The sequence below is a fragment of the uncultured Microbacterium sp. genome (genome assembly GCF_937927635.1).
Classification (GTDB): Bacteria; Actinomycetota; Actinomycetes; order Actinomycetales; family Microbacteriaceae; genus Microbacterium.
In genome coordinates, this window is the sequence record NZ_CALBRW010000037.1 from 59,747 (window position 1) to 82,910 (window position 23,164).

Below are 23,164 nucleotides of genomic sequence, written 5' to 3' on the forward strand. Positions count from 1 at the left end.
GATGGGACAATGGGGCGATGAGCATGATGAATCGCCCGGCCCGCGCCAACGATCTCGGTGAGATGGTCGCGTCCTCGCACGACTACGAAGTCGCTCAGAAGACCGTGTCGAAGCTGATCGAGGGTGATGTCCCCGCGCGGGACATCGCGATCGTCGGTCAGGGGGTGCGCACCGTCGAGCGGGTGACCGGCCGGCTCGGCTATGCCGCCGCCGCGCGCTCGGGCGCCGTGAACGGCGTGCTGATCGGGCTGGTGCTCTCGGCCATCATGCTGTTCGGCAACCCGAAGGCCGAGATCTCGCTGTTCCTCGGATTCATCCTGGTCGGCGTCGCGCTGGGGATGATCATGAGCCTGGTGACGTACTCGATCGTGCGCAGGCGGCGCGATTTCGCATCCATGACGCAGATGCTGGCGGATCACTACGAGGTGCGCGTGCAGACGGGGTCGCTGGCGAAGGCCCGGCAGGTGCTGGGCTCGGAGCGCGTCGCCGCGCCGCGGCCGACCGTGGACCTGAGCAAGCCGCCGCAGTTCGGTGAGCGGATCCCCGCGCCGGGCACGGCCCCGGAGCCTGCTCCTGCGCCGCCGGCGCCCGCTCCTGCGCCTCCCGCTCCTGCTCCTCCTGCTGCACCCGGGCCGGCAGTGACGGATGCCGATGACTCGACCGCGACGGATGCCGGTGAATCGACGTCGGGGCAGCCCGCGTCTGCGGCGCCGACTGCTCCCGGGACCGCGGCGGCGTCCAAGGCGTCTCCGGACTCAGCGGATGCCGGTGAGCCGGTGTCCGAGCCTGCGCCCGAGCAGGCCGCGCCCTCCCAGCAGGCCGCGCCGTCGGCCTCCGAGGGTCCGTCGCCGGAGCAGACGACGGATGACGGCGACGCATCGGATTCGCACGATGGCGACTCCGGGGCATCCGAGTCGCGATGACGTCGCCCGGGCGTGAGGCGACGGGCGTCTCGGCGTGGGCGCTGGGCCTGCTGATCCTCATCCCCGTTCCGATGCTGGGCGCGCTGGCGTCCGGCGGCGCGATGATCGCGGCCTACGGCACGCTGTCGAAGCAGGGTGAGCTGGCGAAGGTCAACGCCGCCGCGGCTCGCCGGTGGGGACTGACCTTCCTGGTGGTGTCCACGGGGCTGCTGGTGGCGCAGCTGGTGATCGGCATCGTCCGGCTGATCACGCACGCGACGGGCGCGCCGGGTTTCCTGCCGCTGGGCATCCCGATCGGGCTGTACTTCCTCGTGTGCGTGGTGCACGTGATGGTCGTCGTGGTGGGGACGATGCGCGCTCGCCGTGGTGAGGTTGTGCGGCTGCCGTTCATGCGGGATGCGGCATGAAGATCGAGGTGCCGCTGCCCGCCGGTGCTGTATCGGTGACGACCGCCTGGTCGCGGCCCTCAGGCGGTTCGGCGGGCGTGGTCGCGATCGCGCATGGCGCGGGCGCCGCGATGGATCATCCCTTCCTGGTGGGCTTCGCGAATGCGATGGCGAATGCCGGGTTCGCGGCGGTGCGCTTCAACTTCCCGTACTCCGAGGCGGGCAGGCGGATGCCGGGGCCCGCCGCGCACGCGATGCTGACCTGGCGCGCGGTGATCGCTGCGCTGCGCGCTGCGGAGCCGGGGATGCCTGTGTTCGCGTGCGGCAAGTCGTACGGCGGTCGGATGGCGTCGATGGCAGTGGCCGAGGGACTGGAGGTGGATGGCCTGGCGTACCTCGGGTATCCGCTGCATCCGCCGGGGAAGCCGGAGAAGTCGCGTGTGGATCATCTGCCGGCTGTGCGTCCGCCGCAGCTGTTCGTGGAGGGGACGGTGGATCCCTTCGTGCAGCCGCTCTCGCAGCTGGAGGAGGCGGTCGCGTCGTGTCAGGATGCCCGGATCGCGTGGGTCGAGGGCGGCGGGCACTCCTTCGAGGTGAAGGGGCGCAAGCGCCCTGCCGATGAGGTGGGCGGGTCGGTGGCGCCGGTGGTGGCGGAGTTCTTCGCGGGGCTCGCCGAACGGTTGTAGAAGAGAACCAGGGTCAGGTCTCTGTCGCCGAGCGGGCGCGACGATCACGGGTGCTTCTCGCCCAGTCGCCGGTGCGTTTGGCGTGTGCGGCGCGCAGCGATCCGAGGATCTTGAGCACAGGGGATTCGCCGAGGCGGTGCTCGGCGCCGCGGACCAGTCGCTGGGCGAGGTCTGGCCGCTGGTGCCAGAGGATCTGGCGGCCGATCTCGGCATGCGGCGCGTTGGAGACGATGCTGATGGTGTCGGCGTGCTCGATGAGCGGGATCGCGTGCGCGATGTTCTCCCAGGTGGAGCGGCTGGTCGTGTCGAGGGCGATCTCGCCCGGGAATCCGAGCTCGTCTCGCGCAAAGCGCTGCATGATGATCGCTTCGGACGTGCTGCTGTGGACGGGGCCGCCGCAGAGGATCAGGAGGTTGTCGGCGTGCGGGGCGAGGGAGCGGATGCCGGCGCGCACGCGGAAGCGGTTGACGAGGTTGGCGCGCTCGCCGGTGTTCCCGTAGCCGAGCACGATCACGGCGTGGATGTGGCGGGACTCTGCTCCGTTGCATCCGGCCTGCGACCTGCGCGTGCTGGTTCGCTGTGCGGCGGCGCCGAGCCAACGGGTGCTGGCCCGTCGGTCGACCTCCTCGGCCCAGGCCCACAGGGCGACGAGGCTCGCGGACGATGCCAGGGCAGCGATGGCGAGACACCGGCGGATGGACACGTTGCCACGATAGCCCGGCGCAGCAGGACGTGTTCCCGTGGGCTGTGCTCAGGTCAGCCGTGTTCGGGCCGGCAATGCTCAGCCAGCCGTGCTCAGCCAGCCGGTTCAGGTCGGTCGGTTCAGGTCGTCCGGTTCGGGCCACCAATGCTCAGCCGGCCGGTCCAGGCCAGCTGGTTCAGATCAGCCGGTTCGGACCATCCGGTTCGGACCGGCAGTGCTCAGCCAGCCGGTTCAGGTCGGCGGGTTCAGGTCGGCGGGTTCAGGTCGGCGGGTTCAGGTCAGCAGTGCTCAGCCAGCCGTGTCGAGGCCAGCCATGCCCAGTCCAGCCGCGCCGGACCCGCCGTGGTCAGGCGACCTGCGGTCGGAATCGCTTCGGCGGTGGGTCGACACCCGCCCACGCCGCGATGAGGGCGGCGCGGGGCTTCAGCACCGTGGGAGGTCTGCCGTCGGGCGGGTGCAGCACGAAGTCCTCCTTCCCCGCACGGGTGATGCGCCACCCGGAATGGTGCAGCTGCATGTGATGGTGTCGGCACAGCAGGATGCCACGGTCTATGTCGGTTCGGCCGTGATCCGCGTGCCACTCGTCGACATGATGCGCCTCGCAGTAGGACGCAGGCCGTTCGCAGCCTTTCCAGCGGCATCCGCCGTCACGAATGGACAGCGCCACGCGCTGCCGTGGGGTGAATACCCGGCTCTCGCGACCCAGGTTCAGCGGATTGCCGAACGGATCGACGGTGACGGTCACCGAACCGGTCTCGCAGACGCGCTGCTGAGCCGCGGCGAGAGGCAGGGACAAGCCGTAGTCCTCGGTGCGGGTGCTCACGGCGGAGCCCGACGCATCCATGACCTGCACGATGCGGACGCCCGCCTGTCGGGTGCCGAACACGGACTCCGCGTCGGCGAGCGCACCGGCGCGGAGCACGTCGATGAGCAGGTCGTAGCTGAGCTGGTCGTTCGTACGAGGATCGTCGGCGAGGTCCTTCGCCTGCACCGCCTCGGCGGAGTCGACGAACCGTGGGCCGCCGCGCCGAGGGCGCAATGCCGCGTCTCGGATGGCGTGGATCCACGCGGCTCCGTCGTCTTCGAAGTCGATGCGGCCGCGCTCGATTCCGTCAGCGTCCGTCCAGATCCGGAACGAGCGTCGCTCGTACCGCTCGGCGTATCTGCGCTCCGCGCCGGCGGGATCCAGCTGGTCGCGGATCGCGCGGGCCTGGATGCGCAGTTCCTCGACCGTGCGCTGCGCGGACTCCTCGATCAGGTGCTCGGCGGCCGCCTGCCACGCGGCGTGCGTGCCGGCGTCATCCTCGGTCGGATGGCCCAGGGCGCGGAGGATGGTGTCCTGCTGGGTGGCCGAGATCCGCCCCTGGATCATCGCCTCCGACAGCTTTCCGTGCCACGGCGGACGCACCTCGGGAGGCACGGGCGCGACACTGTCGCGAGCATCACCGGCATCCGGCGTGCCGTCCGCATCCACGGCATCCGTCGCATCCGCTTCCAGCAGCGCCAAGCCCAGCCGCACCTGCCTCTGCGCTTCGGCATGGCTGATGCCCGCAAGATCCTGCACGAGAGCGGCAGGCGTGCGGTGCCCCCGTGACTGCGCGAGCCCGTCCTGCCCCGTGCTGCGTGCGGAGCGGGAGGCTGTGATACCCGCACCGACGATGCTGACCCGCTCGGCGGCGCGCGCGAGCTCGGCCGCCGCGGTCACCGCATCCACCAGCTCGTTCCCACCCAGGCCCGCCATTCGCGAGGACAGATCGCACGCCTCGACATCGCCACCGAACAGGCCGCGCAGAACAGCGACCTGACGCTCGATGTCGGTGAAGAATGCCATGACTCCAGTCTGGAGAGGGCCACCGACATTGGAACAAAGATACGGATCCGGGGGGTATCGGGAAGATCACGAACGCATAACGAAACTGGAGCCGCGGGCTGGTGCACCACGGTGATGCACGCGCCGATGCTCGACCGGGATGTCACGATGAACCCATGATCCGTGCCGTCGTCTTCGACCTCGATGGCGTGCTGCGCCATTTCGACTCGACTCGCGCTGAGGAGATCGAGGTGCGGCATGGACTGGCGAGCCGCAGTATCCAGGTGATGGCCTTCCTGCCGGCGCTGCTGGAACCCGTCATCACCGGCCGCACCAGCCGTGCCGACTGGGTCCGCGCCGTAGGGGAGCGGCTGGGCGATCCGCACGCGGCGCAGGAGTGGGGCAGGATTCCGTCGACGCCGGATGCCGGGATGCTGACTCTCAGCGATGAGCTGCGCGCCGCGGGCATCCGCACCGCCATCCTCACCAACGGAACCGACACGATCCCTGCCGAACTGCACGAATCCGGGATCGACGCGCACGTCGACGCCGTCTTCAACTCGGCGGAGATCGGTATCGCCAAGCCTGATCCGAGGCTGTTCCGGCATGTGCTGGACGCCCTGGCGTTCGCCGCGGAAGAGGTCTTCTTCACCGATGATTCGGTCCCCAAGCTCGGCGGCGCCGAGGTCCTCGGCATCCGCACGCACCACTTCACCGGCATCGGTGGCCTTCGCGCGGCACTGCGCGCTGCGGGCGTCCGCCTCGGCAGCTGAGCCGGTGGCGCGATCCGCGCCGACACGTGCGCCACGGTGATGCACGAATGCGGGGGAGCCGGATGCAGGATATCCGGCTCCCCGACCGTCGTTCCGCCCCTCGCCATGACGTGCGCCGCGTGGAGGCGTCGCCTCAGATCACGTCGGGGTCGCCCAGCACGCGCTCGACGGTGCTGCGGCCCAGCTCGGCCATCACCGGGTTCGAGGTCTCGTAGTACCAGACCAGTCCCATGGCCTGCTGCAGCGCCCAGGCGGCACCTCGCCGCCACTCGTCATCGGACGCGCCGACGATCTCGCGCAGCATGCGGCGCGGCCCGGCAGAGAGCAGGTGCCACGCGCACACCAGGTCCAGCGATCGATCTGCCGGACCGAAGTCGCCGCCGTCCAGCACCCCGGTCAGACGACCGCCGTCCACGAGCAGGTTCAACGGTGTCAGATCCCGGTGACTCATCACATGCGGGCCGGCCGTAGGAATCACGCGCAGTGAAGCCCACGCCTGCGACACCCCTGCCACGTCGACGATCCCCGCACCCTGCGCGATGCAGTGCGACATCCACTCGTCGTGATCGGCGAGCACTCCGCCGCGTCCACGGCCGTCGAAGGCACGCGGTCCCACGGGCACCGCGCGCAGCGCGATGATCAGCGCGCCGAGGTCCTCCGCGAACGCCGCTGCTGAGGCCAGCGAGAACGGATCCGCCACCTCGCCCGGCACCCAGCTCTGCAGCGCCCATGCGGAGGGGTGCCGCTCATCGCCTGTTCCGATCCCGAGCGGTTCCGGCGCTGAGAACGGAGACGCCGCCGCGAACTCCGCAAGCCGGAGCGCCTCAGAAGCCAGATCGGCATCAGACGTCTCCTCAAGCGGAAACCTCGCGGCGACCGCATCCCCGATTCGGAAGATCGCGTTCACGGTTCCGGCGCCCGAGACCGACACGACAGGCAGCCCCGCCAACGCAGGGAACTCGCGGGCGATCAGCTCACCCGCGAGTTCCTCGTCGACGACCAGCTGCCCGTCGTGCATCCGCTCTGTCACGTCTAGCGCTTGCCCTGGTCCACCCAGCGCGTATGGGCCTTCATCGCATGCAGCACGGCCAGCCTCACGACGAAGTACAGCGCGGCTCCGACGGCCGCGATCGTCACGAGCCAGATGAACAGGATGATGAGCAGGTGCGCGCCTGCGAAGCCGATGGCCATGGTCAGCGCTTCAGCCGTGCGATCCACGCCTCGACGTCCGCGACCGTGCGCGAGATGTCGGCGGACAGGTTCACGGCACCGTCTGCGGTCATCAGGATGTCGTCCTCGATGCGCACGCCGATGCCTCGGAGCTCCTCCGGAACGGTCAGGTCGTCGATCTGGAAGTACAGGCCCGGTTCGATGGTGAAGACCATGCCCGGCTCCAGCACGCCGTCGTAGTACATCTCGCGACGCGCCTGCGCGCAGTCGTGCACATCGATGCCCAGGTGATGCGACGTGCCGTGCACCATGTAGCGGCGCTGCTGGCCGCCCTTGTCAGCATCCAGCGCCTCCTCGGCGGTGACCGGCAGCAGCCCCCACTCGGCGGTGCGCTTGGCGATCACGGCCATGGCCGTCTCGTGCACGGTGCGGAACTTCACGCCGGGCTTCGCGGCGGCGAATGCGGCATCCGCGGCCTCCAGCACGGCCTCGTACACGCGACGCTGCACGTCGGAGAACGTGCCGTTCACGGGCAGGGTGCGCGTGATGTCGGCCGTGTACTGGCTGTCGACCTCCACACCGGCGTCGATCAGGATCAGATCGCCCGGCACCACGGCGCCGTCGTTGCGGGTCCAGTGCAGGTAGCAGGCGTGCGGGCCGGACGCCGCGATGGTGTCGTAGCCCTCCCAGTTGCCGTCGCTGCGGGCACGCTGGTGGAAGACGCCCTCCACGATGCGCTCGCCACGGGAGTGCTCGATCGCGCGGTCGAAGTCGCGGATGACATCGTCGAATCCGGATGCCGTGACCGCCACCGCACGGCGCATCTCGGCGATCTCGAATTCGTCCTTCACCAGGCGCAGCTCTGAGACGAAGCGGGTGAGCTCCGCATCCTCGTCGACGGTCAGGTCGTCGGCGCCGGCGACGAACGAGTCGATGTGCGCGGTCTGCACCGCGAGGTCAGCGGCGACGCCCGCCAGCGAGGGCCGCGGGCCGATCCAGAATTCGCCGATCGTGGCATCCGAGTAGAACTCGCTGGTGGTGCGGTCCGCGCGCTCGCGGAAGTACAGGGTCACGTCGTGACCGGCGTCCCCCGCATCCGAAGAGCGGGGCTCGAACACGAGCACGGAGTCGGGTTCGGCGTCGTTCTCCCAGCCGGTGAGGTGCAGGAAGGCGGAGTGCGCGCGGAAGGGGTAGTCGGTGTCGTTGCTGCGCTGCTTGAACGACCCGGCGGGCACGACGAGCCGCTTGCCGGGGAATGCCTTCGACACGGCCTCCCGGCGTGCTGCGGCGAAGGATGCCTGGGCGCGCGGTGCCGGCAGCGACTCGGGCCGCTCGGCCCAGCCGGTGGAGATGGTGTCGAGGAAGCCCTGCGGGAAGGGCTGCTTGCGGGCGCTCTTGGCGTCTTCGGTCACGTTCGTCGGGGTCTCGACGACGGTGTCGTTCTCTGCGCTGGTCATGTGACCATTCTTCCATCCCTCGCGCGAAAGGACCCGGGCCGCTCGAGGCGACCCGGGTCCGACTCTCGTGCTGGAATCAGATCACTGCACGGCCTTCAGCGCGTTCACGATGCCGTAGCCGTAGTAGCTGTTCAGCTCGGTCGTGCCCACGCAGGTGGGACCCTCGTCGTACTGCGCCGGCGAGCACGCCGTCTCCGTGGCGTCGGCCTGCAGCTTCTGCACCATCTGCGCCGGGGTCAGGTCGGGGTGCGCGGACTTCATCAGCGCCAGCACGCCCGCGACGTGCGGCGACGCCATCGACGTTCCGCTCTTGTACGCCCAGCCGCCGGGGACCGTCGAGGCGATGCGGGAGCCGGGAGCCGCCACGTCGATCTGACCGAGGCCGCGGTTGGAGAAGTACGACAGCGACCCCTCCTGCGTCAGCGACGACACGGTCACCACGCCGTCGATCTGGGCGGGAAGATCCTTGCAGGTCTCGTTGATCGTGCGCGCCGTGGGTTCGTCGGCATCGTTCGGGCTGCCCTCGTCGACCGTGTTGGTCGTGAGGTCCAGTCCGGAGTTGCCGGCCGCGGCGGCACTGACGACGCCCTTCTTCACCGACCATTTCACGGCCCGCGTGACGGCCTCCTTGACGGCGGCCTGGTCGGGCTGGTCGCCGCACCAGAACTCGAAGGGGTCGATGTAATAGCTGTTGTTCGTGACGTCCATCCCGCGCTGCGCGGCCCACATGAAGCCGCAGATCGCGTACTCGGGGTAGATGAACCCGTCGTCGTTGACCACCTTCACCGACGCCAGTCGCACGTTGGGCGCGACGCCGACGACTCCGACGCCGTTGCGGGCCGCGGCGATCGTGCCGGCGACGTGCGTGCCGTGGTCGGAGGTGGTGGGGTACCAGCCGCCCTCGGACTGGTCGGGACGACCGGCCGCGGTGCAGTTGACGGAGTCGGCGACGTCGATGTTGGCGGCGAGATCGACGTGCGTCGGGTCGATGCCCGAGTCCAGCACACCCACCAGCACGTTGCGGCTGCCGTCGGTGACCAGGTTGGCCTCAGGGGAGTGGATCATGGTCATGTCCCACTGCAGCGAGCTGTACTGCTCGGTGCCCGACCCCGGAATCGGCGTGGAGGGCTCATCGCCGTTGACCGGCTTGTTCTTGCCCTTGTTCCAATCCGAGGAGCCGGGACCCCAGGGCACGCCAGGACCGGTCGCCCTGTCCTTCACCTCGGCGGTGCGCGTGGCACCGACGGAGGCGACCACGTTCTTGCCCGCGATCTTCACGTTCGTGCGGAACGCGGCGCGGTCGGACTGCGCGACGACGACGCCGATCTCCGGCCAGCTCTGCACCACCACACCGCCTGCGGCGACGACCGCGGCCTCGGCCTTGCGTGTCTGGCCGGGATTCGCCTGGCCGGTGTTGACCACGTAGCTCATGACCGTGCCGTCGGGCGGGTTGACGGGCACGGGAGTGGAGGTGTCCGATGTCGCAGCGGATGCGCCGAGTCCTGTGGTGAGGACGAGCCCCAGTGCGGCGGCGGTGCCGATCAGACAGCGCAGGGAGCGCGATCGGGTGAGGGATTTCATGAGACGGCCTTTCATCTTCGGAAGACCGGCGCTCTGCCGGGAGGGCGTGTGGCCCACCCTTGCATGTCTACCGTGCGCTCACGGCGGATTCAATGGTTTTCATATCCTGGTGTTCAGGAATATCAGCAGGTGCGCTGAACCCCGGCGGGCGGACCGGATCTCAGTGCGCCGGCTCCAGCTGAGCCACCAACGCGCGGTGATCGGATCCCGCCGCGTCGTCGATGACGAGCGATCCGGTCGCCTTCCAGTTCGCGCTGGCCATGATGTGGTCGATCGGGGCGCCGGCGAGAGCCGGGATGCTGGCGGGCCAGGTGCCGACCATGCCGTTGCCGGTGGTGCTGGCGACATCATGGCAGCGGCCCATCGTGCCGCCGTCGCTGCCGAAGGACGCCATGTGGTCGAGGGTCGCGTTGAAATCGCCGGCGAGGATGAAGTCCCCCGCCGGGCACTGGTTCGCGATCCACGCCAGATCCGACCTCCAGCGGCTCATGGCGTTCTCGCGCGGCGCGATCGCGTGCACGGCCACCAGTGTGGGACCGGAGCCGTCCACGGGCATCGCCACGACGCTGGGCACGGAGCCGGTGTTGCTGGAGCCGTCGCGGGAGGAGGCGATGACGGAGTAGTCGCCCAGCTTCGCCGAGATGAGGATCGTCGTCTGCCACGCCTGCGGCCCGTTGGAGACGTCGGGGCGGATGTTGACGTTGTGCACCCACATCGGGTTGCCGGCCGTGCGCATCATCAGCGCGATCTGCTCGCCGACCTTCTCGGAGGTCTCCGGCAGCGAGACGATGTCCACCTGCTGCTCCTCGATGACCTGCGCGATCTTCTCGGCGGACACCGAGGCGCCGTTGGTGTTCCACGTGAGCACCCGCAGCGCGGCATCCGTCTTCGCCGGCAGCGAGCCGCCGCCCGTGCCGCGCATGCTGCCGATCACGCCGGTGGCACCCGCGCCGACCAGCGCGACGATCAGCAGAGAGGCGGCGAAGCCGCGCAGCGGCCGCGCCAGCATCAGCAGCAGCGCCAGCACCGCGACCACCAGCAGGACGCCGATGACCAGTGCCCTCGAGGCGATGATCTGCGCGAGGGGGAACGTGTTCTCGAGCTGGAAGAACTGCGGCCACACCAGGATCGCCGTCGCGATCGCGAACAGCACCGTGAAGAGGACTCCGAGCAGACGTAGCATCGCCTGAGAGCCTAGGGGAGGGATGCTGTGATGCCCCTGGCGGTACGCTCGGAGGATGACCCAGGGCGAGCACTCCACCTTCTCGGGGCCGAGTGATCTGCACCTGCACTCCAACCATTCCGACGGCACGGAATCGCCGGCCGAGGTGGTGCGCGCGGCCTTCGCCCACGGCATCCGCACGATGGCACTGACCGACCACGACCGCACCACCGGCTGGACGGAGGCGGGCGACGAGGCGGTGGCCCTCGGAATGACGTTCCTGCCCGGGATCGAGTTCTCGTCACGGCACGACTGGCGCAGCGTGCACGTGCTGGGCTACCTGTTCGACCCGTCCGACTCCGCCCTCGTCGCCGAGACCGAGCGAATCCGGACGGATCGGGTCGGACGCGCCGAGCGGATCGTGCGCAGCATCGGCCGCGACTACGACCTCACCTGGGACGACGTTCTGGCGCAGACCACGCCGGATGCCACCGTCGGGCGTCCTCACATCGCCGATGCGTTGATCGCGCGGGGCATCGTGCACGACCGCACGGAGGCCTTCGACGGCATCCTGCACCCGCGCGCCGGCTACTACGAGCCGCACTACGCACCCGACCCGCTGACGGTCGTGCGGCTGATCACGGATGCCGGCGGCGTCGCCGTCATCGCCCATCCGGCCACGTCGGGGCGGGACCGCATGATGCCCGTGGCGTTCTTCGACCAGCTGGTCGACGCCGGGCTCGCGGGTCTCGAGATCGATCACCGCGAGAACACCGCCGACGGCAGGCGGATGCTGCGCGAGATCGCCGCCCGGCACGACCTGATCGTCACCGGCTCCAGCGACTACCACGGGGCGGGGAAGCCCAACCGGCCGGGTGAGAACACGACCTCGGATGAGATGGTCGCCCGCATCATCGCCCGCGCCACCGGATCCTCGCCGCGGTTCCCGTAGGCGCCGCGCCTGCGGCATCCCTCGCGCTGCAGTTCATGCCGCGCGCTGCAGTTCTCGCGCACCCTTCCGCTTCGCGCTGCTGTTCTCAGGCCGCGCGGCGCAGATCTGCGCAGCGTGGGTCGAGGACTGCCGCGTGGGTTGAGAACTGCCGCGTGGGTTGAGAACTGCCGCGTGGGTCGAGGACTGTCGCGTGGGGTCGAGGGCCGCCGCGCGGTCGGCGACACCCGGCCGAGCACGCAGAAGCCGCGCGACACCGAAAGGTCGCGCGGCTTCTTCGTAGGAGCGTCAGGCGCCGGTCGGGGCGGCGCCGCCGGAGCGGCGGCGACGGCGACGGCGCTGCGGGGCGGACTTGCCGTCGCGGTGCTCGCGGGTGGCGTCGCCGTCGTGCGTGCCGGCGCCCTCGGCGTCGCGCTCGGCAGGCGCCCCGGCCGAGGCGGGAGCGGATGCCGGCTGCTCGGCGCCCTCGACGAACGTCGCGCCGACCTTCTCCCCGCCCGAGCTGCGATGGCGACGGCGGCGACGACGGGTCGTGCCCTCGTCGACGCCCTCGGCTGCGGCATCCGCGGCCTTCTGCGGCTCACGGCGGCGACGCTCGGGCTTCTCGGCCTTGGGCGCCGTGCGCAGGCGGCCCTTCGTGCCCTCCGGGATGTCCAGGTCGGTGTACAGGTGCGGGCTCGAGGAGTAGGTCTCGACGGGCTCGGGCTGGCCGAAGTCCAGGGCGCGGTTGATCAGGGCCCACTTGTGCAGGTCCTCCCAGTCGACGAACGTCACGGCGATGCCGGTCTTGCCGGCGCGACCGGTGCGGCCCACGCGGTGCAGGTACGTCTTGTCGTCATCGGGGATGGTGTGGTTGATCACGTGCGTGACGTCGTCCACGTCGATACCGCGCGCGGCGACGTCGGTGGCCACCAGTACGTCGCGCTTGCCGGACTTGAACGCGGCCATCGAGCGCTCGCGCTGCTCCTGACCCATGTCGCCGTGCACACCGCCGACGTTGAAGCCGCGGTCGCCGAGCTCGTCCACGAGCTTCTGCGCGGCGCGCTTGGTGCGGGTGAAGATGACCGTCTTGCCGCGGCCCTCGGCCTGCAGGATGCGGGCGATGACCTCGTCCTTGTCCAGCGAGTGCGCGCGGTACACGACGTGCTTGATGTTGGTCTGCAGACGGCCCTCATCGGGCTCGCTGGCCCGGATGTGGATCGGGTTGTTCATGAACCGACGGGCCAGCGCCACGATCGGCCCGGGCATGGTGGCCGAGAACAGCTGCGTGTGGCGCACGGCCGGCACCTTCGAGAAGATCTTCTCGATGTCGGCCAGGAAGCCCAGGTCCAGCATCTTGTCGGCCTCGTCCAGCACGACCTCGGTCGCGTGCGACAGGTCCAGCAGACGCTGGTTCGCCAGGTCGATCAGGCGGCCCGGCGTGCCGACGACGATCTGCGCGCCGGCCTTCAGCTGCTCGATCTGGCCCTCGTACGCCTTGCCGCCGTAGATGGCGACGACGCTCGTGGGCCGGTTGGAGGCCAGCATGTCGATGTCCTCGAACACCTGCACGGCCAGCTCGCGGGTCGGCACGACCACGAGAGCCTTGACGCCGGGCTCCGGGTTCTGACCCAGGCGCTGCACCAGCGGAATGCCGAAGCCGAAGGTCTTGCCGGTGCCGGTCTTGGCCTGGCCGATGATGTCCTGACCGGGCAGTCCCAGCGGAATGGTCTGCTCCTGGATGGGGAACGCGTCGACGATGCCCTTCGCGGCCAGCGCGTCGAGGATGTCCTGATCGGTTCCGAGATCAGCGAATGAAGTCACAGTTGTCGTCTGCCTGTCCGGCGCGCGCCCGGCTGCGTGCCAGCGGCGCCTCGTAACGGATCCACGCCGTCACATGTGCCACAGGCGCGGGGTCCTGCTCCAACGGCAGGACACTGCAACACTACCCGACGCCCGGCGTGTCGCCAGAGAGCACGGCCGGTAGTCTGGGCGGGTGGTCAATTGGTTCTGGAAGCGCAAGCCGCAGCGGCGCACGCTGAAGCTGCGCAGCCGCGGGGAGGCGAGCGACGCGCAGCGGATAGATTTCGCCGAGCTCGCTCCCGAGCTGAACCGGTTCCTCGGGCAGGCCGCCTACCTGCAGCTGGGCTACTTCGAGACGCTCAGCCGTGGCATCCGCGGGACGCAGTCGCTGGCACGCAAGGAGGCGCTCTCGCGCGCTGCCGGCGCCGCGCTGGACAAGCACCGCGAGATCGTGCAGGTCATCGCCGATCAGGGCGAGGACCCCACCGAGGTCATGCTGCCGTTCCGCGAGAACCTCGACGCGTTCCGCCGTAAGACCATCGGCGAGCGGCAGGAGGAGACACTGCTGGCGGTGCACCTGACCGCCGGGATGCTGGACGACTTCTACCTGGCCCTGGCCTCGAGCTACGGCCGCACGGGGGAGCGGGTCGCGGAGATCCTGCGGCAGCCGGATGCCGGCGACGAGATCGTCACGATCATCCTGGAGACCATCGAGAGCGATCACGAGTGGCGCTCGCTGCTTTCGATGTGGGGGCGTCGCCTGGTGGGCGACACCCTGCTGGTGTGCCGCGACGCGTTGCGCCCGGACCGCCTGGAGGAGGATGACAAGCGCATCGAGCCGGTCTACACCGAGCTCATGGGCGCGCACGCGCGCCGGATGGACGCCATGGGGCTGGCCTCGTAGCATCCGCTCTGTCGGCACCGCCTTGCCGGGTACGGATGTCGGCGCGAAGTACGGATGTCGGCGGATTCTGGCCATCCGGACCGACATCCGTGAAACGGACCGACATCTGTACCAAGTCGGCGGGCGGGACCGAGCGGATGCCGGGACCAGCGGGGCGTCAGATCCCGAGCGCCTGCCTGGCCGCGGCGTCGTGCCGCGCGCGCAGGATGCTGATCGCGAAGGTCGCGCCGGCGGCGATGACGAGCCCGCCGCCGATGCTCGCCGGCCACAGTGCGGGACTGCTCTCGGCGACGCCCGACCACTGCATGATCGTATAGATCGCCGCAGCGGCCGCCGTGGTGATGGCAGGCGTGACCGCGACTCCCCGCAGGTCGCGGCGCGGCATCAGGTAGTGCAGGCCGATGCCCAGGGAGCAGGCGGCGATCAGCGCCAGCAGGATGTACATGTCAGGCGACGAAGCCGACCCGGCGGGACTCCTCGGTGCCCAGCTCGATGTAGGCGAGGTTCGCGGTGGGGACGATGTAGGAGCTGCCCTTGGAATCGGTGAAGCTCAGGTGACTGGCGTTCTGCTCGAGGGCGCCGGCGACCTGCGAGCGAATCTCGTCGGCGCTGGTGCTGGTCTCGAAGCTCAACTCACGACCGGTGTTGACGATGCCGATGCGGATTTCCACGCGATCTCCTCAGATGTCTGCGAACATGCTCGACTCTACCTGCTGGCCCGGACGCCGAGCCGGGCCGCGGTGCGGATTTCGCCGTGGGCGCACACGGCGGTGGCAGGTCGGCGTCGGTGGTGGCCGATACCGTGGTGAGCATGACTTCCGATGCCGCTCAGCTCACGGTCGTGCGCGCCGCTCCTGCCGCATCCGCAGTGGTGATCGGCGCGCCCGGCACGGGCAAGACGACGGCGCTCGCCGACCGCGTCGTGCACCTGCTGCACAGCGGCATGAAGCCCGAGGAGCTGCTGGTGCTCACCCCCAGCAGACAGGCCGCCACCGCGCTGCGTGATCGCCTGGGCGTGCGCGTCACGCAGGCGACGCCGGGACCGCTGGTGCGGTCGCTGGCCTCGTTCGCCTTCCAGCTCGTGCGCGGCGTGACCGTGCAGCAGGGGCTGGAGCCGCCCGCGCTGCTGACCGGCGCCGACCAGGACCGCATCTTCGCCGATCTGCTGGCGGGCGACGCCGAGGACGGCGTGCGGCAGTGGCCGGAGACGCTCAGCCCATCGGTGCGGGCATCGAAGGGGTTCCGCTCCGAGCTGCGCGCGTTCCTGGCCGAGACCACAGAGCTGGGAGTGGCTCCGGGCGAGCTGGAGCACTCCGGGCGCGAGGTCTGGCAGGCTGCGGCGGACTTCCTCGACGAGTACCGGGAGGTGATGGGCGGCATGCGCGTGGCGCACCGCGACATCCCCGAGCTGCTGAGCGAGGCCACCGGCATCCTCGCCACGGCCGATGCGGCCTCGCTCGGCCCGCTGGCGTCGTTGCGCACGGTGCTGATCGACGATGCGCAGGAGCTCACCAGGGGAGGGGTGCGCCTGGTGCGGGCGCTGCGCGAGCGCGGCGTGGCCGTGCTGGCCTTCGGCGACCCCGACATCTCCTCCGGCGCGTTCCGCGGCGCCAGCCCGCAGCTGTTCGCCGACCTCGCGCAGGTGCTCGGCGAGGTGCTGGTGCTGGATGCCGCGCACCGGCAGACTCCCGTGCTGACCTCCCTCACCCGCACGGTCACGCAGGCCATCGGCGCCGCCGGTCGCGTGGACCATCGCCGTGCCCCGGACGATGTCGAGGGGAACGGCGTGCGCACGCTGATCGCGCCGTCGCCGCACGAGGAGATCGACCGCATCGCCGCGACGCTGCGGGAATGGCACCTGGCCGACGGCGTCGCCTGGAGCGACATGGCGGTGATCGCGCACGACACCCGACAGATCGTCACGCTGGAGGCCGAGCTGGCCGCCCGCGAGGTGCCCACGCGCGCCGCCGGAGTGCCGCGCCCGCTGGGCAGCGAGAGCACCGTGCGCGCGATCGTCGAGATCGTGCGTCTCGGGCTGACGGATGCCGAAGACCGATCTGCGGAGATGCTGGCCGAGGCGCTGGTCTCGCCGTTCGGGGGACTGGATGCCGTGGGCCTGCGCCGCCTGCGAGCGCGGCTGCGGCATGTGGAGCTGTCCGACGGCGGCTCGACGCCGGCCCGGGAGCTGCTGCGCGAGGCCCTGGCGCATCCGCACATGTTCGATCGCGTCGACGCCCCCGAGGCGCGGGTGGCGGCGAGGTTCGCCGAGACCCTTTCGCAGCTTAACGTGGCGGGCGAGGCCGGCGAGACCATCCACGAGCTGCTGTGGCGCGTCTGGGATCGGGCCCGCTCGATGGGCGGCGTGGCACTGCAGACCGCGTGGCGGGCCGCCGCAGATCTGCCCGGCGGCGCCGAGGTGTCCCGGTCGCTGGACGCGCTGGTGGCGCTGTTCGCAGCGGCCAAGCGCTTCGTGGAGCGCTCGCCGCAGGAGAAGCCCGCGCTGTTCATCCGTGACATCCTCGACAGCGAGGTGCCCGAGGACTCACTGTCCACGCCCGAGCGTCCGGGGCTGGTCACGCTCATGACGCCCGCCACCGCACTGGGGGCGGAGTTCGAGGCCGTCGTGGTGGCCGGCGTGCAGGACGGGGTCTGGCCCAACGTGCGCCTGCGCGGCGGGATGCTGGAGACGTGGCGGCTCGGCGAGTGGCTGACCTCCGTGCGCACCGGATCCCCCGAGATCGTGCCGGGCGTGCTGGATCGCCGGCGCAGCGCCCTGCACGATGAGCTGCGGCTGTTCGTGCGTGCGATCTCGCGGGCCCGCTCGCGCCTGGTGGTCTCGGCCGTCGATGACGACGACATGTCGCCGAGCCCGTTCTTCTCGTTCCTGCCTGCGCCGCCGCCCGTGGAGGCCGACGACCAGCGCTTCGCGCATCCCATCACGCTGCGCGGGCTGGTCTCGCGGCACCGGCGCACGCTGACCACGGCGTCCGATCCCGCTGAGCTGGCGGCCGCGGCCGGACAGCTGCGTCTGCTGGCCGAGGCGGGCGTCCCGGGTGCATCGCCCGACGACTGGTACGGCGTGGCTCCGGCATCCAGCACCGCCCCGCTGCGCGATCTCGCGGCGGGTCCGGTGAAGGTCTCTCCGTCGCGGCTGGAGGCTTTCGAGAAGTGCGGGCTGAACTGGGTCGTCTCCGCGCTGGGCGGCGACACCGTCTCGCCGCCGTCGGCCGGGATCGGCACGATCATCCACGAGGCCATGGAGAAGGTGCCGGACGGCGACCTCGACGCCATGAACGCCATCGTCGGCGAGCACTGGCCGGAGCTGGACTTCGAGACCGAGTGGGTCGGGCGCAAGGAGCGCCGCCGGGCCGACCTGTACGTGCAGCGCCTGCACGCGTATCTGCAGGAGACGATCCACGAGGGCGGGCGGGTGCTGGGCGCGGAGACGAAGTTCCGTTTCGCCGTCGACCTGGACACAGACGAGGTGGTTCCGATGCCGGATGCCGGAGAGGTGCCGGATGTCGGGAAGGAGACCGCGGATGGGTTCGCCGGCGCCCCGCGCGCCGTGGTGAGCGGCATCATCGACCGGATCGAGGCGTACCCGACGGGCGGCGGCGAGCACGCCGGCGCGCGCGGGCAGAAGTGGGAGCGGATGGGTGAGGGGGCTGCCGGTGAGCGCATCGTGGTCGTCGACCTGAAGACAGGCAAGAGCGAGGACAAGCTCACCGAGGAGCACGTGCGCGAGCACGCCCAGCTGGCGGCGTATCAGATCGCCGTGCAGCAGGGGCTGATCGAGGGCGCACCGTCCGAGGCGCTCACCGGCGCGCGCCTGGTAGTGGTGTCCAAGACCATCGGCAAGGCCGACTACCGGGTGGCGCACCAGCATCCGCTCGACGATGATGCCCGTGCGGCCTTCCTGCATCGTGTCGCAGCGGCGGGCCGCGGCATGGCCGCCAGCAGCTTCACGGCCCAGGTGGAGGCGCACTGCGCCGACACGCAGTTCCGTGTCACTCCCTGTCACATCCACACCGTCCCGGCGGTGAGCGCGTGAACCCCGTGTCCGTTGACTGGCCCGAACCCTCCACGGTCCCCGCCGAGACCATCGCGCTGGCGCTGGGACTGCCGGTGCCCACCGAGGCTCAGCAGCGCGTCATCCAGGCGCCGCCCGGACCCGCACTGGTCGTCGCCGGCGCCGGCAGCGGCAAGACCGAGACCATGGCCGGCCGCGTGGTGTGGCTGGTCGCCAACCGGCACGTGCGCCCCGACGAGGTGCTCGGCCTGACGTTCACGCGCAAGGCCGCCGGCGAGCTGGCCGAGCGCATCGGCACGCGGCTGGACGCCATCGACCAGTTCGCCCGCCGCGGCCTGCTGCCGTATCTGCCCGAGCTGGTCGCCACCGACGCGCTGGGCCGCGTGCATGCCGCCGCCCCCGGTGCGCAGCGCGACACCGTGCGCACGCAGGTGCTGAACGAGCTGGCCGAGACATACGGCACCGGCTGGGATCCGCGCACGCCCCGCTCCGCCGAGGACCTGCTCATCCGTCCCCGGGTGTCCACCTACAACGCGTTCGCCGACGGCATCGTCCGCGAGCACGCCGCCCGCATCGGCCGCGACCCCGAGGCCGCCATGCTCAGCCAGTCCGCGTCGTGGCTGATCGCCCGCGCGGTCGTGCTGCGTGCCGACCTGCCGGGCCTGGAGGAGATCGACCGGTCGCTCGGCGGCATCATCGATGCCGTGCAGCGGCTGGCCGCCGAAGCGCTGGACCACCGCGTCGACCTCGACGAGATGGAGCGCATCGCCACCGGGCAAGCGGCTGCCTTCGAGCCGTACCGCGCCAGGACCGACGTCGACACCGCCGCGCTGAACCTGCTGAGCATGCCGGTGCTGGTGAGCCTGGTGCGCGACTACATCGCCGAGAAGGAGCGTCGCGGCGTGCTGGACTTCGCCGATCAGGTCGGCGGCGCGTTCGACATCGTCGAGACCGCGCCGGACGTGCGCGCCGAGCTGCGCGAACAGCACCGCGTCGTGCTGCTGGACGAGTACCAGGACACCTCGGTCATCCAGACCCGGTTCCTGGCCGCGCTGTTCCGCGACAGCGCCGTGATGGCCGTCGGCGACCCGCACCAGTCCATCTACGGCTGGCGAGGCGCCAGCGCCGACAACCTGTACGCGTTCAGCCGCGCCTTCGCCGAGACCACGCCGTCGACCACCTACAGCCTGATGACCAGCTGGCGCAACGATCGCCGCATCCTCGACGTCGCCAACCGCATCCTCGCCCCGCTGCAGCGCGAGGGTCTCGACGTTCCCGCACTCGAACCGCGCCCCGGCGCGGGGGAAGGTCGCGTGGAAGTGCGCTTCCCCTTCACAGTCGACGATGAGGCCGAGCAGGTCGCGGAATGGTTCCTGCAGCGCCGCGCCGAGCATACGGATGCCGATCGCGCGCACACCGGCGCCATCCTGTTCCGCTCCAAGCGGCACATGCAGACCTTCGCCGGCGCGCTTGCGCGCCGCGGCATCCCGCACCGCATCCTGGGCCTGGGAGGACTGCTGTCCACTCCCGAGGTCGTGGATGTGGTGTCCATGCTGCGCGTCATCCACGATCCGACGGCGGGTTCGGCGCTGATCCGGATGCTGGTGGGCCCGCGCTTCGGGATCGGCATCGCCGACATGGCGGCCCTCTACGACCTGGCCACGACCCTCGCCGGGCGCGACGCCGACCTCAGCCCGCTCTCCGACGAGGTGCGCGAGCGGCTGCGCTCGTCGCGCGGCGCCGACGAGGCGACGTCGATCGTCGACGCCGTGGACTTCCTGCGCAGCGCGCCCGACGACTACCGGCTCATCGCCGCGATCACCCCGGAAGGGCGCCGCCGGCTGCGGGAGGCCGGTGACATCCTGGAGCGCCTGCGCCGCTCCGCCACCCTGCCGATCCCCGAGCTCATCCGCATGATCGAACTGGAGCTGCGGCTCGACATCGAGCTGGCCGTCAACGAGACCCGCGGCCCCGCCCGCGTGGCGGCCACCCAGCTGCGCGCGTTCGCCGACGAGGTGCGCGCGTTCCTGTCCGCGGACGACCGCGGCTCCATCGCCGGCCTGCTGGCCTGGCTCGACAAGGCCGAGAGCACCGACGAGCTCATGCCGCGCCCCGAGCCGCCCGAGCCCGGCGTCGTGCAGCTGCTGACCATCCACGGTTCCAAGGGCCTGGAATGGGATGCCATCTCCGTGGTCCGACTGGTCGAGGAGGAGTTGCCGAGCCGCGTCAGCGACACCGCCGGCTGGTTCGGCTTCGGCGTCGTGCCATTCGCGCTGCGCGGCGACCGCGACGCGCTGCCGACGTTCCGCTGGGATCCGCAGGCCGAGATGGATGCCGCGGGCGACGACCCCGCCAAGCGGCACAAGGCCGCGTTGGACGCGCTGGCGGCCGGTGTCACCAAGGCGTTCCCGCACGGCGGCGCCCTCAAGCGCTTCAAGAACGAGTACCGGGACTACCAGCAGCAGGAGGAGCGCCGGCTGGCCTACGTGGCCGTCACGCGCGCTCGCCGGGACCTGCTGCTGAGCGGTGCGCACTGGGCGGGGCAGACCAAGCCCCGCAGCGCCAGCCCCTACCTGGACGACGCCATCGACGTGCTGGGCCTCGACCCGATCGGCGCCGTCGACCCCGACGAGAACCCATACGACGGGCCGGGCCTGGTGGCATCCTGGCCGTTGGATCCGCTGGGCGGGCGTCGCGAGAAGGTGACCGCGGCAGCCCAGCAGGTGCGCCGGGCGATGGATGCCGAGGATCCGCCCGCGCCGACGCTGCGCCTGCAGCGGCTGCTGGTCGAGCGCGCCGAGCGTCTGCAGGGCAGCGGGGGAGAGGCTCCCACACGCGTGCCGGCCTCGCGGTTCAAGGACTGGGTCACCGACTACCGCGGCACGCTGCGCGATCTGGGCCGCCCCATGCCCGAGCGCCCGTACACGCAGACACGCATCGGCACGCTGTTCCACGCCTGGGTCGAGCATCGCTCCGGGCTCGTGGGAGCGGGTCCCGCCGCCGAGGGCGCGTTGTGGGAGCTCGACGAGGATGCTCCGGACGACGCACCCATGCAGGGAGCGAGCGCCGCCGACGAGCAGGCGCTGGCGAAGCTCCGCGAGGTGTTCGAGCGCAGCGAGTGGGCGGACCTGCAACCCATCGCCGTGGAGACCGAGATCGACTTCGCGTTCGCAGACGGCCACATCGTCATCTGCAAGCTCGACGCCGTGTACCGCCGCGAGGATCATGGCGGGCGCATCGAGATCGTGGACTGGAAGACCGGTCGCGCGCCGCGCACCCCGCAGGAGCGCGAGGAGCGGATGCTGCAGCTTGCGTTGTACCGGGTGGCTTATCACCGTCGGTTCGGCGTGCCGCTGGATCAGATCGACGTGGCGCTGTTCTACGTCGCCGACGACCTGATCATCCGCGGCGAGAGGGTCTACTCCGAGTCGGAGCTGGTCCAGCGCTGGAGCGCCGCGCGCGCTGCCCGCTGAGCCTCTTCGGCGGAGTCGATGTCGCTGGGCTGCTCGGCGACCGGAGCAGACTCCGTGTCAGAGCCGTGTGTCGAGCCGCGTACGAGGCCGACCTCGGCGAGGTCCTGCGTGGGGGCGTCCCAGGCGGCGGGCTCACCGGCATCCGAGCGCGCACCGGCATCCGAGAGCGCGGCTGTGTCCGCCTGCGCGGCGGTGGTTCCGGATGCTGTGCGCGCATCGCCCTCGGCGGCGTCGGCTGCATCTGCGGCGTCAGACTGATCCGAGGCATCCGCATCGGCGGCCGCGGCCTCCTCCTCCAGCCACAGGTCCTCGGGACGGTAGGCGTCCGTCTGCATGGACGTGTCCACGGCGACGCTGGTGGTGTCCGGGGTGCGATCCAGCACATCCAGTGCGGAGTCCACGCCGCCGGTGTACGAGGCGATCACCCGCAGGTCGTCGCTGCGCAGGCCGTCGGACAGCGACTCCAGCAGCGCGGCGGCGTCGTCGACGACATCCGGAAGGCGCATGTCGGTGCCGTGCACCAGCCAGCGGGCGTACTCGAGCTCGGCGTGCAGCCGCGCCCGCACCTGCAGGGCGTCGTCGGCTGCGCGCGACGACGCGGCGGCGTAGGCCCTGTGCACGTCGGCGGCGGCATCCGGCGCCCCCGACAGCCAGCCGAGATCCTCGGCGGGGTCGCCGACGGTCAGCCCGTTCCAGCCGATCATCCCGGTCACCTGCGGGCCGTCCTTCGGGTCGTCCTCGAACAGGAACGAGAGCGCCTGCACGCCGGCCAGCGTCACCGTCGTCTCGAAGCGCCACAGGTCGTCGTCCTCGACGGCGTTGCGCCAGCGCGTGGTGAGCCGCACGGGCACGCGGCCCGTGGCCGCCGCCCGGTCGATGAGCTGCCGCACCTCGTCGCGCACACCTGCGGCGTCGCGGACGGTGAGCCCGGCGGCCCGCACGACGGAGGTCGGCAGTCCGTGCACGGCAGCGATGGCCCCGCCCATGGACACGGCGGCGCCGCGTCCGGAGGGCACATCGGCCGCCTCGATCTGGAACCCGGGCATCAGGTCGGTGACCAGGCCGCGGTCGTCGCCGACCCGCACCTCGCCCAGGTAGGCGGGCACCTGGAACGGCAGCATCTCACGGGCTCCGGCGGTCAGCGCGCGCAGCGCCAGCGACTCCTCGGCGAGCTCATGCGCGGCATCCTCCTCACCCGCCGAGACGCGGATGACGATCTCGCGCCCGTCGGCCAGCGTCGCGACGGCCGAGTCGAACCTGCCGTCGCCGCCCGAGGTGAGGGGACGGGCGCCGACGACCTCCGCCCCGGGCAGTGCGGCCGTGACCGCCGCCACTAGAGTGAAAGGTGAGCGTGCCATGCTCTCCAGGGTAGGTG

Annotated in this window: 19 protein-coding genes; 8 read left to right on the top strand and 11 right to left on the bottom strand. The window is 70.8% G+C overall.

Going from position 1 to position 23,164, the window contains the following annotated elements; translation table 11 throughout:
- Positions 1 to 17 precede the first annotated feature (17 nt).
- The 3 genes from Q0568_RS17225 to Q0568_RS14865 are packed head-to-tail and all read left to right on the top strand — an operon-like array spanning position 18 to position 1,995.
- Positions 18 to 923, top strand: coding sequence for a general stress protein (locus tag Q0568_RS17225; protein WP_366941417.1), 906 nt, complete (start codon positions 18 to 20; stop codon positions 921 to 923).
- Positions 920 to 1,330: a hypothetical protein gene (locus tag Q0568_RS14860; RefSeq protein WP_298867883.1), complete on the top strand. Its 411-nt coding sequence runs from the start codon at positions 920 to 922 to the stop codon at positions 1,328 to 1,330. Before Q0568_RS17225 ends, Q0568_RS14860 begins: the two co-directional genes overlap by 4 nt.
- Positions 1,327 to 1,995 carry an alpha/beta family hydrolase gene (locus Q0568_RS14865; RefSeq protein ID WP_298867885.1) on the top strand — a complete coding sequence of 223 codons (669 nt, stop codon included), beginning with the start codon at positions 1,327 to 1,329 and terminating at the stop codon, positions 1,993 to 1,995. The genes Q0568_RS14860 and Q0568_RS14865 overlap by 4 nt, the downstream gene beginning before the upstream one ends.
- 13 nt (positions 1,996 to 2,008) lie before the next feature.
- Here the strand turns inward: Q0568_RS14865 and Q0568_RS14870 are convergent, their stop codons facing one another.
- Both Q0568_RS14870 and Q0568_RS14875 read right to left on the bottom strand, forming a co-directional pair.
- Positions 2,009 to 2,698 carry a YdcF family protein gene (locus Q0568_RS14870; RefSeq protein ID WP_298867887.1) on the bottom strand — a complete coding sequence of 230 codons (690 nt, stop codon included), beginning with the start codon at positions 2,696 to 2,698 and terminating at the stop codon, positions 2,009 to 2,011.
- Positions 2,699 to 3,044: 346 nt separating this feature from the next.
- Positions 3,045 to 4,529 (bottom strand): HNH endonuclease signature motif containing protein, encoded by a 1,485-nt coding sequence (locus Q0568_RS14875; protein WP_298867889.1) that lies wholly within the window; start codon positions 4,527 to 4,529, stop codon positions 3,045 to 3,047.
- Positions 4,530 to 4,684: 155 nt separating this feature from the next.
- Between Q0568_RS14875 and Q0568_RS14880 the strand changes: the two genes are divergently transcribed.
- Positions 4,685 to 5,281 carry an HAD family phosphatase gene (locus Q0568_RS14880; RefSeq protein WP_298867891.1) on the top strand — a complete coding sequence of 199 codons (597 nt, stop codon included), beginning with the start codon at positions 4,685 to 4,687 and terminating at the stop codon, positions 5,279 to 5,281.
- A gap of 133 nt (positions 5,282 to 5,414) precedes the next feature.
- Here Q0568_RS14880 and Q0568_RS14885 read toward each other — a convergent pair whose 3' ends face one another.
- The 5 genes from Q0568_RS14885 to Q0568_RS14905 all read right to left on the bottom strand — a co-directional run bounded on the left by Q0568_RS14885 (position 5,415) and on the right by Q0568_RS14905 (position 10,672).
- A complete protein-coding gene (locus tag Q0568_RS14885; protein WP_298867893.1) occupies positions 5,415 to 6,311 on the bottom strand; it encodes a phosphotransferase in 897 nt (298 codons plus the stop codon).
- 2 nt (positions 6,312 to 6,313) lie between these two features.
- A complete protein-coding gene (locus Q0568_RS14890) occupies positions 6,314 to 6,472 on the bottom strand; it encodes a hypothetical protein (protein ID WP_298867895.1) in 159 nt (52 codons plus the stop codon).
- A 2-nt stretch (positions 6,473 to 6,474) separates the two neighbouring features.
- Positions 6,475 to 7,908, bottom strand: coding sequence for an aminopeptidase P family protein (locus tag Q0568_RS14895; protein ID WP_298867897.1), 1,434 nt, complete (start codon positions 7,906 to 7,908; stop codon positions 6,475 to 6,477).
- A gap of 81 nt (positions 7,909 to 7,989) precedes the next feature.
- Positions 7,990 to 9,489 (bottom strand): S8 family serine peptidase, encoded by a 1,500-nt coding sequence (locus tag Q0568_RS14900; RefSeq protein WP_298867900.1) that lies wholly within the window; start codon positions 9,487 to 9,489, stop codon positions 7,990 to 7,992.
- 160 nt (positions 9,490 to 9,649) lie between these two features.
- Positions 9,650 to 10,672 (bottom strand): endonuclease/exonuclease/phosphatase family protein, encoded by a 1,023-nt coding sequence (locus Q0568_RS14905; protein ID WP_298867902.1) that lies wholly within the window; start codon positions 10,670 to 10,672, stop codon positions 9,650 to 9,652.
- A gap of 55 nt (positions 10,673 to 10,727) precedes the next feature.
- On the opposite strand from Q0568_RS14905, the gene Q0568_RS14910 reads away from it, so the two are divergent.
- Positions 10,728 to 11,603 (top strand): PHP domain-containing protein, encoded by an 876-nt coding sequence (locus Q0568_RS14910; RefSeq protein ID WP_298867904.1) that lies wholly within the window; start codon positions 10,728 to 10,730, stop codon positions 11,601 to 11,603.
- A 285-nt stretch (positions 11,604 to 11,888) separates the two neighbouring features.
- Here Q0568_RS14910 and Q0568_RS14915 read toward each other — a convergent pair whose 3' ends face one another.
- Positions 11,889 to 13,403, bottom strand: a complete 1,515-nt coding sequence (locus tag Q0568_RS14915) for a DEAD/DEAH box helicase (RefSeq protein WP_298867906.1) — start codon at positions 13,401 to 13,403, stop codon at positions 11,889 to 11,891.
- Positions 13,404 to 13,575: 172 nt separating this feature from the next.
- On the opposite strand from Q0568_RS14915, the gene Q0568_RS14920 reads away from it, so the two are divergent.
- Positions 13,576 to 14,286, top strand: a complete 711-nt coding sequence (locus tag Q0568_RS14920; RefSeq protein WP_298867908.1) for a ferritin-like fold-containing protein — start codon at positions 13,576 to 13,578, stop codon at positions 14,284 to 14,286.
- A gap of 157 nt (positions 14,287 to 14,443) precedes the next feature.
- On the opposite strand, the gene Q0568_RS14925 is transcribed toward Q0568_RS14920, so the two are convergent.
- Together Q0568_RS14925 and Q0568_RS14930 are read right to left on the bottom strand one after the other, a co-directional pair.
- The gene (locus Q0568_RS14925; protein ID WP_298867910.1) at positions 14,444 to 14,731 is read right to left on the bottom strand and encodes a hypothetical protein; all 288 of its coding nucleotides are present in this window, start codon (positions 14,729 to 14,731) and stop codon (positions 14,444 to 14,446) included.
- Between the two features lies 1 nt (position 14,732).
- Entirely contained in the window at positions 14,733 to 14,957 is a 225-nt protein-coding gene (locus Q0568_RS14930) for a DUF3107 domain-containing protein (RefSeq protein ID WP_298867912.1), read from the bottom strand.
- Positions 14,958 to 15,097: 140 nt separating this feature from the next.
- Between Q0568_RS14930 and Q0568_RS14935 the strand changes: the two genes are divergently transcribed.
- Complete coding sequence (locus Q0568_RS14935; protein WP_298867914.1) at positions 15,098 to 18,337, top strand: ATP-dependent DNA helicase; 3,240 nt, start codon at positions 15,098 to 15,100, stop codon at positions 18,335 to 18,337.
- A gap of 5 nt (positions 18,338 to 18,342) precedes the next feature.
- A complete protein-coding gene (locus tag Q0568_RS14940; protein ID WP_298867916.1) occupies positions 18,343 to 21,789 on the top strand; it encodes an ATP-dependent DNA helicase in 3,447 nt (1,148 codons plus the stop codon).
- Here Q0568_RS14940 and Q0568_RS14945 read toward each other — a convergent pair.
- Positions 21,735 to 23,147, bottom strand: a complete 1,413-nt coding sequence (locus Q0568_RS14945; RefSeq protein ID WP_298867918.1) for a phosphotransferase — start codon at positions 23,145 to 23,147, stop codon at positions 21,735 to 21,737. The genes Q0568_RS14940 and Q0568_RS14945 overlap by 55 nt on opposite strands.
- Positions 23,148 to 23,164: the final 17 nt, after the last annotated feature.

Coding starts and splice junctions, on each gene's coding strand:
- Q0568_RS17225 (WP_366941417.1), top strand. CDS start 18: ATGAGCATGATGAATCGCCCGGCCCGCGCCAACGATCTCGGTGAGATG.
- Q0568_RS14860 (WP_298867883.1), top strand. CDS start 920: ATGACGTCGCCCGGGCGTGAGGCGACGGGCGTCTCGGCGTGGGCGCTG.
- Q0568_RS14865 (WP_298867885.1), top strand. CDS start 1,327: ATGAAGATCGAGGTGCCGCTGCCCGCCGGTGCTGTATCGGTGACGACC.
- Q0568_RS14875 (WP_298867889.1), bottom strand. CDS start 4,529: ATGGCATTCTTCACCGACATCGAGCGTCAGGTCGCTGTTCTGCGCGGC.
- Q0568_RS14880 (WP_298867891.1), top strand. CDS start 4,685: ATGATCCGTGCCGTCGTCTTCGACCTCGATGGCGTGCTGCGCCATTTC.
- Q0568_RS14890 (WP_298867895.1), bottom strand. CDS start 6,472: ATGGCCATCGGCTTCGCAGGCGCGCACCTGCTCATCATCCTGTTCATC.
- Q0568_RS14895 (WP_298867897.1), bottom strand. CDS start 7,908: ATGACCAGCGCAGAGAACGACACCGTCGTCGAGACCCCGACGAACGTG.
- Q0568_RS14900 (WP_298867900.1), bottom strand. CDS start 9,489: ATGAAATCCCTCACCCGATCGCGCTCCCTGCGCTGTCTGATCGGCACC.
- Q0568_RS14905 (WP_298867902.1), bottom strand. CDS start 10,672: ATGCTACGTCTGCTCGGAGTCCTCTTCACGGTGCTGTTCGCGATCGCG.
- Q0568_RS14910 (WP_298867904.1), top strand. CDS start 10,728: ATGACCCAGGGCGAGCACTCCACCTTCTCGGGGCCGAGTGATCTGCAC.
- Q0568_RS14925 (WP_298867910.1), bottom strand. CDS start 14,731: ATGTACATCCTGCTGGCGCTGATCGCCGCCTGCTCCCTGGGCATCGGC.
- Q0568_RS14935 (WP_298867914.1), top strand. CDS start 15,098: ATGACTTCCGATGCCGCTCAGCTCACGGTCGTGCGCGCCGCTCCTGCC.
- Q0568_RS14945 (WP_298867918.1), bottom strand. CDS start 23,147: ATGGCACGCTCACCTTTCACTCTAGTGGCGGCGGTCACGGCCGCACTG.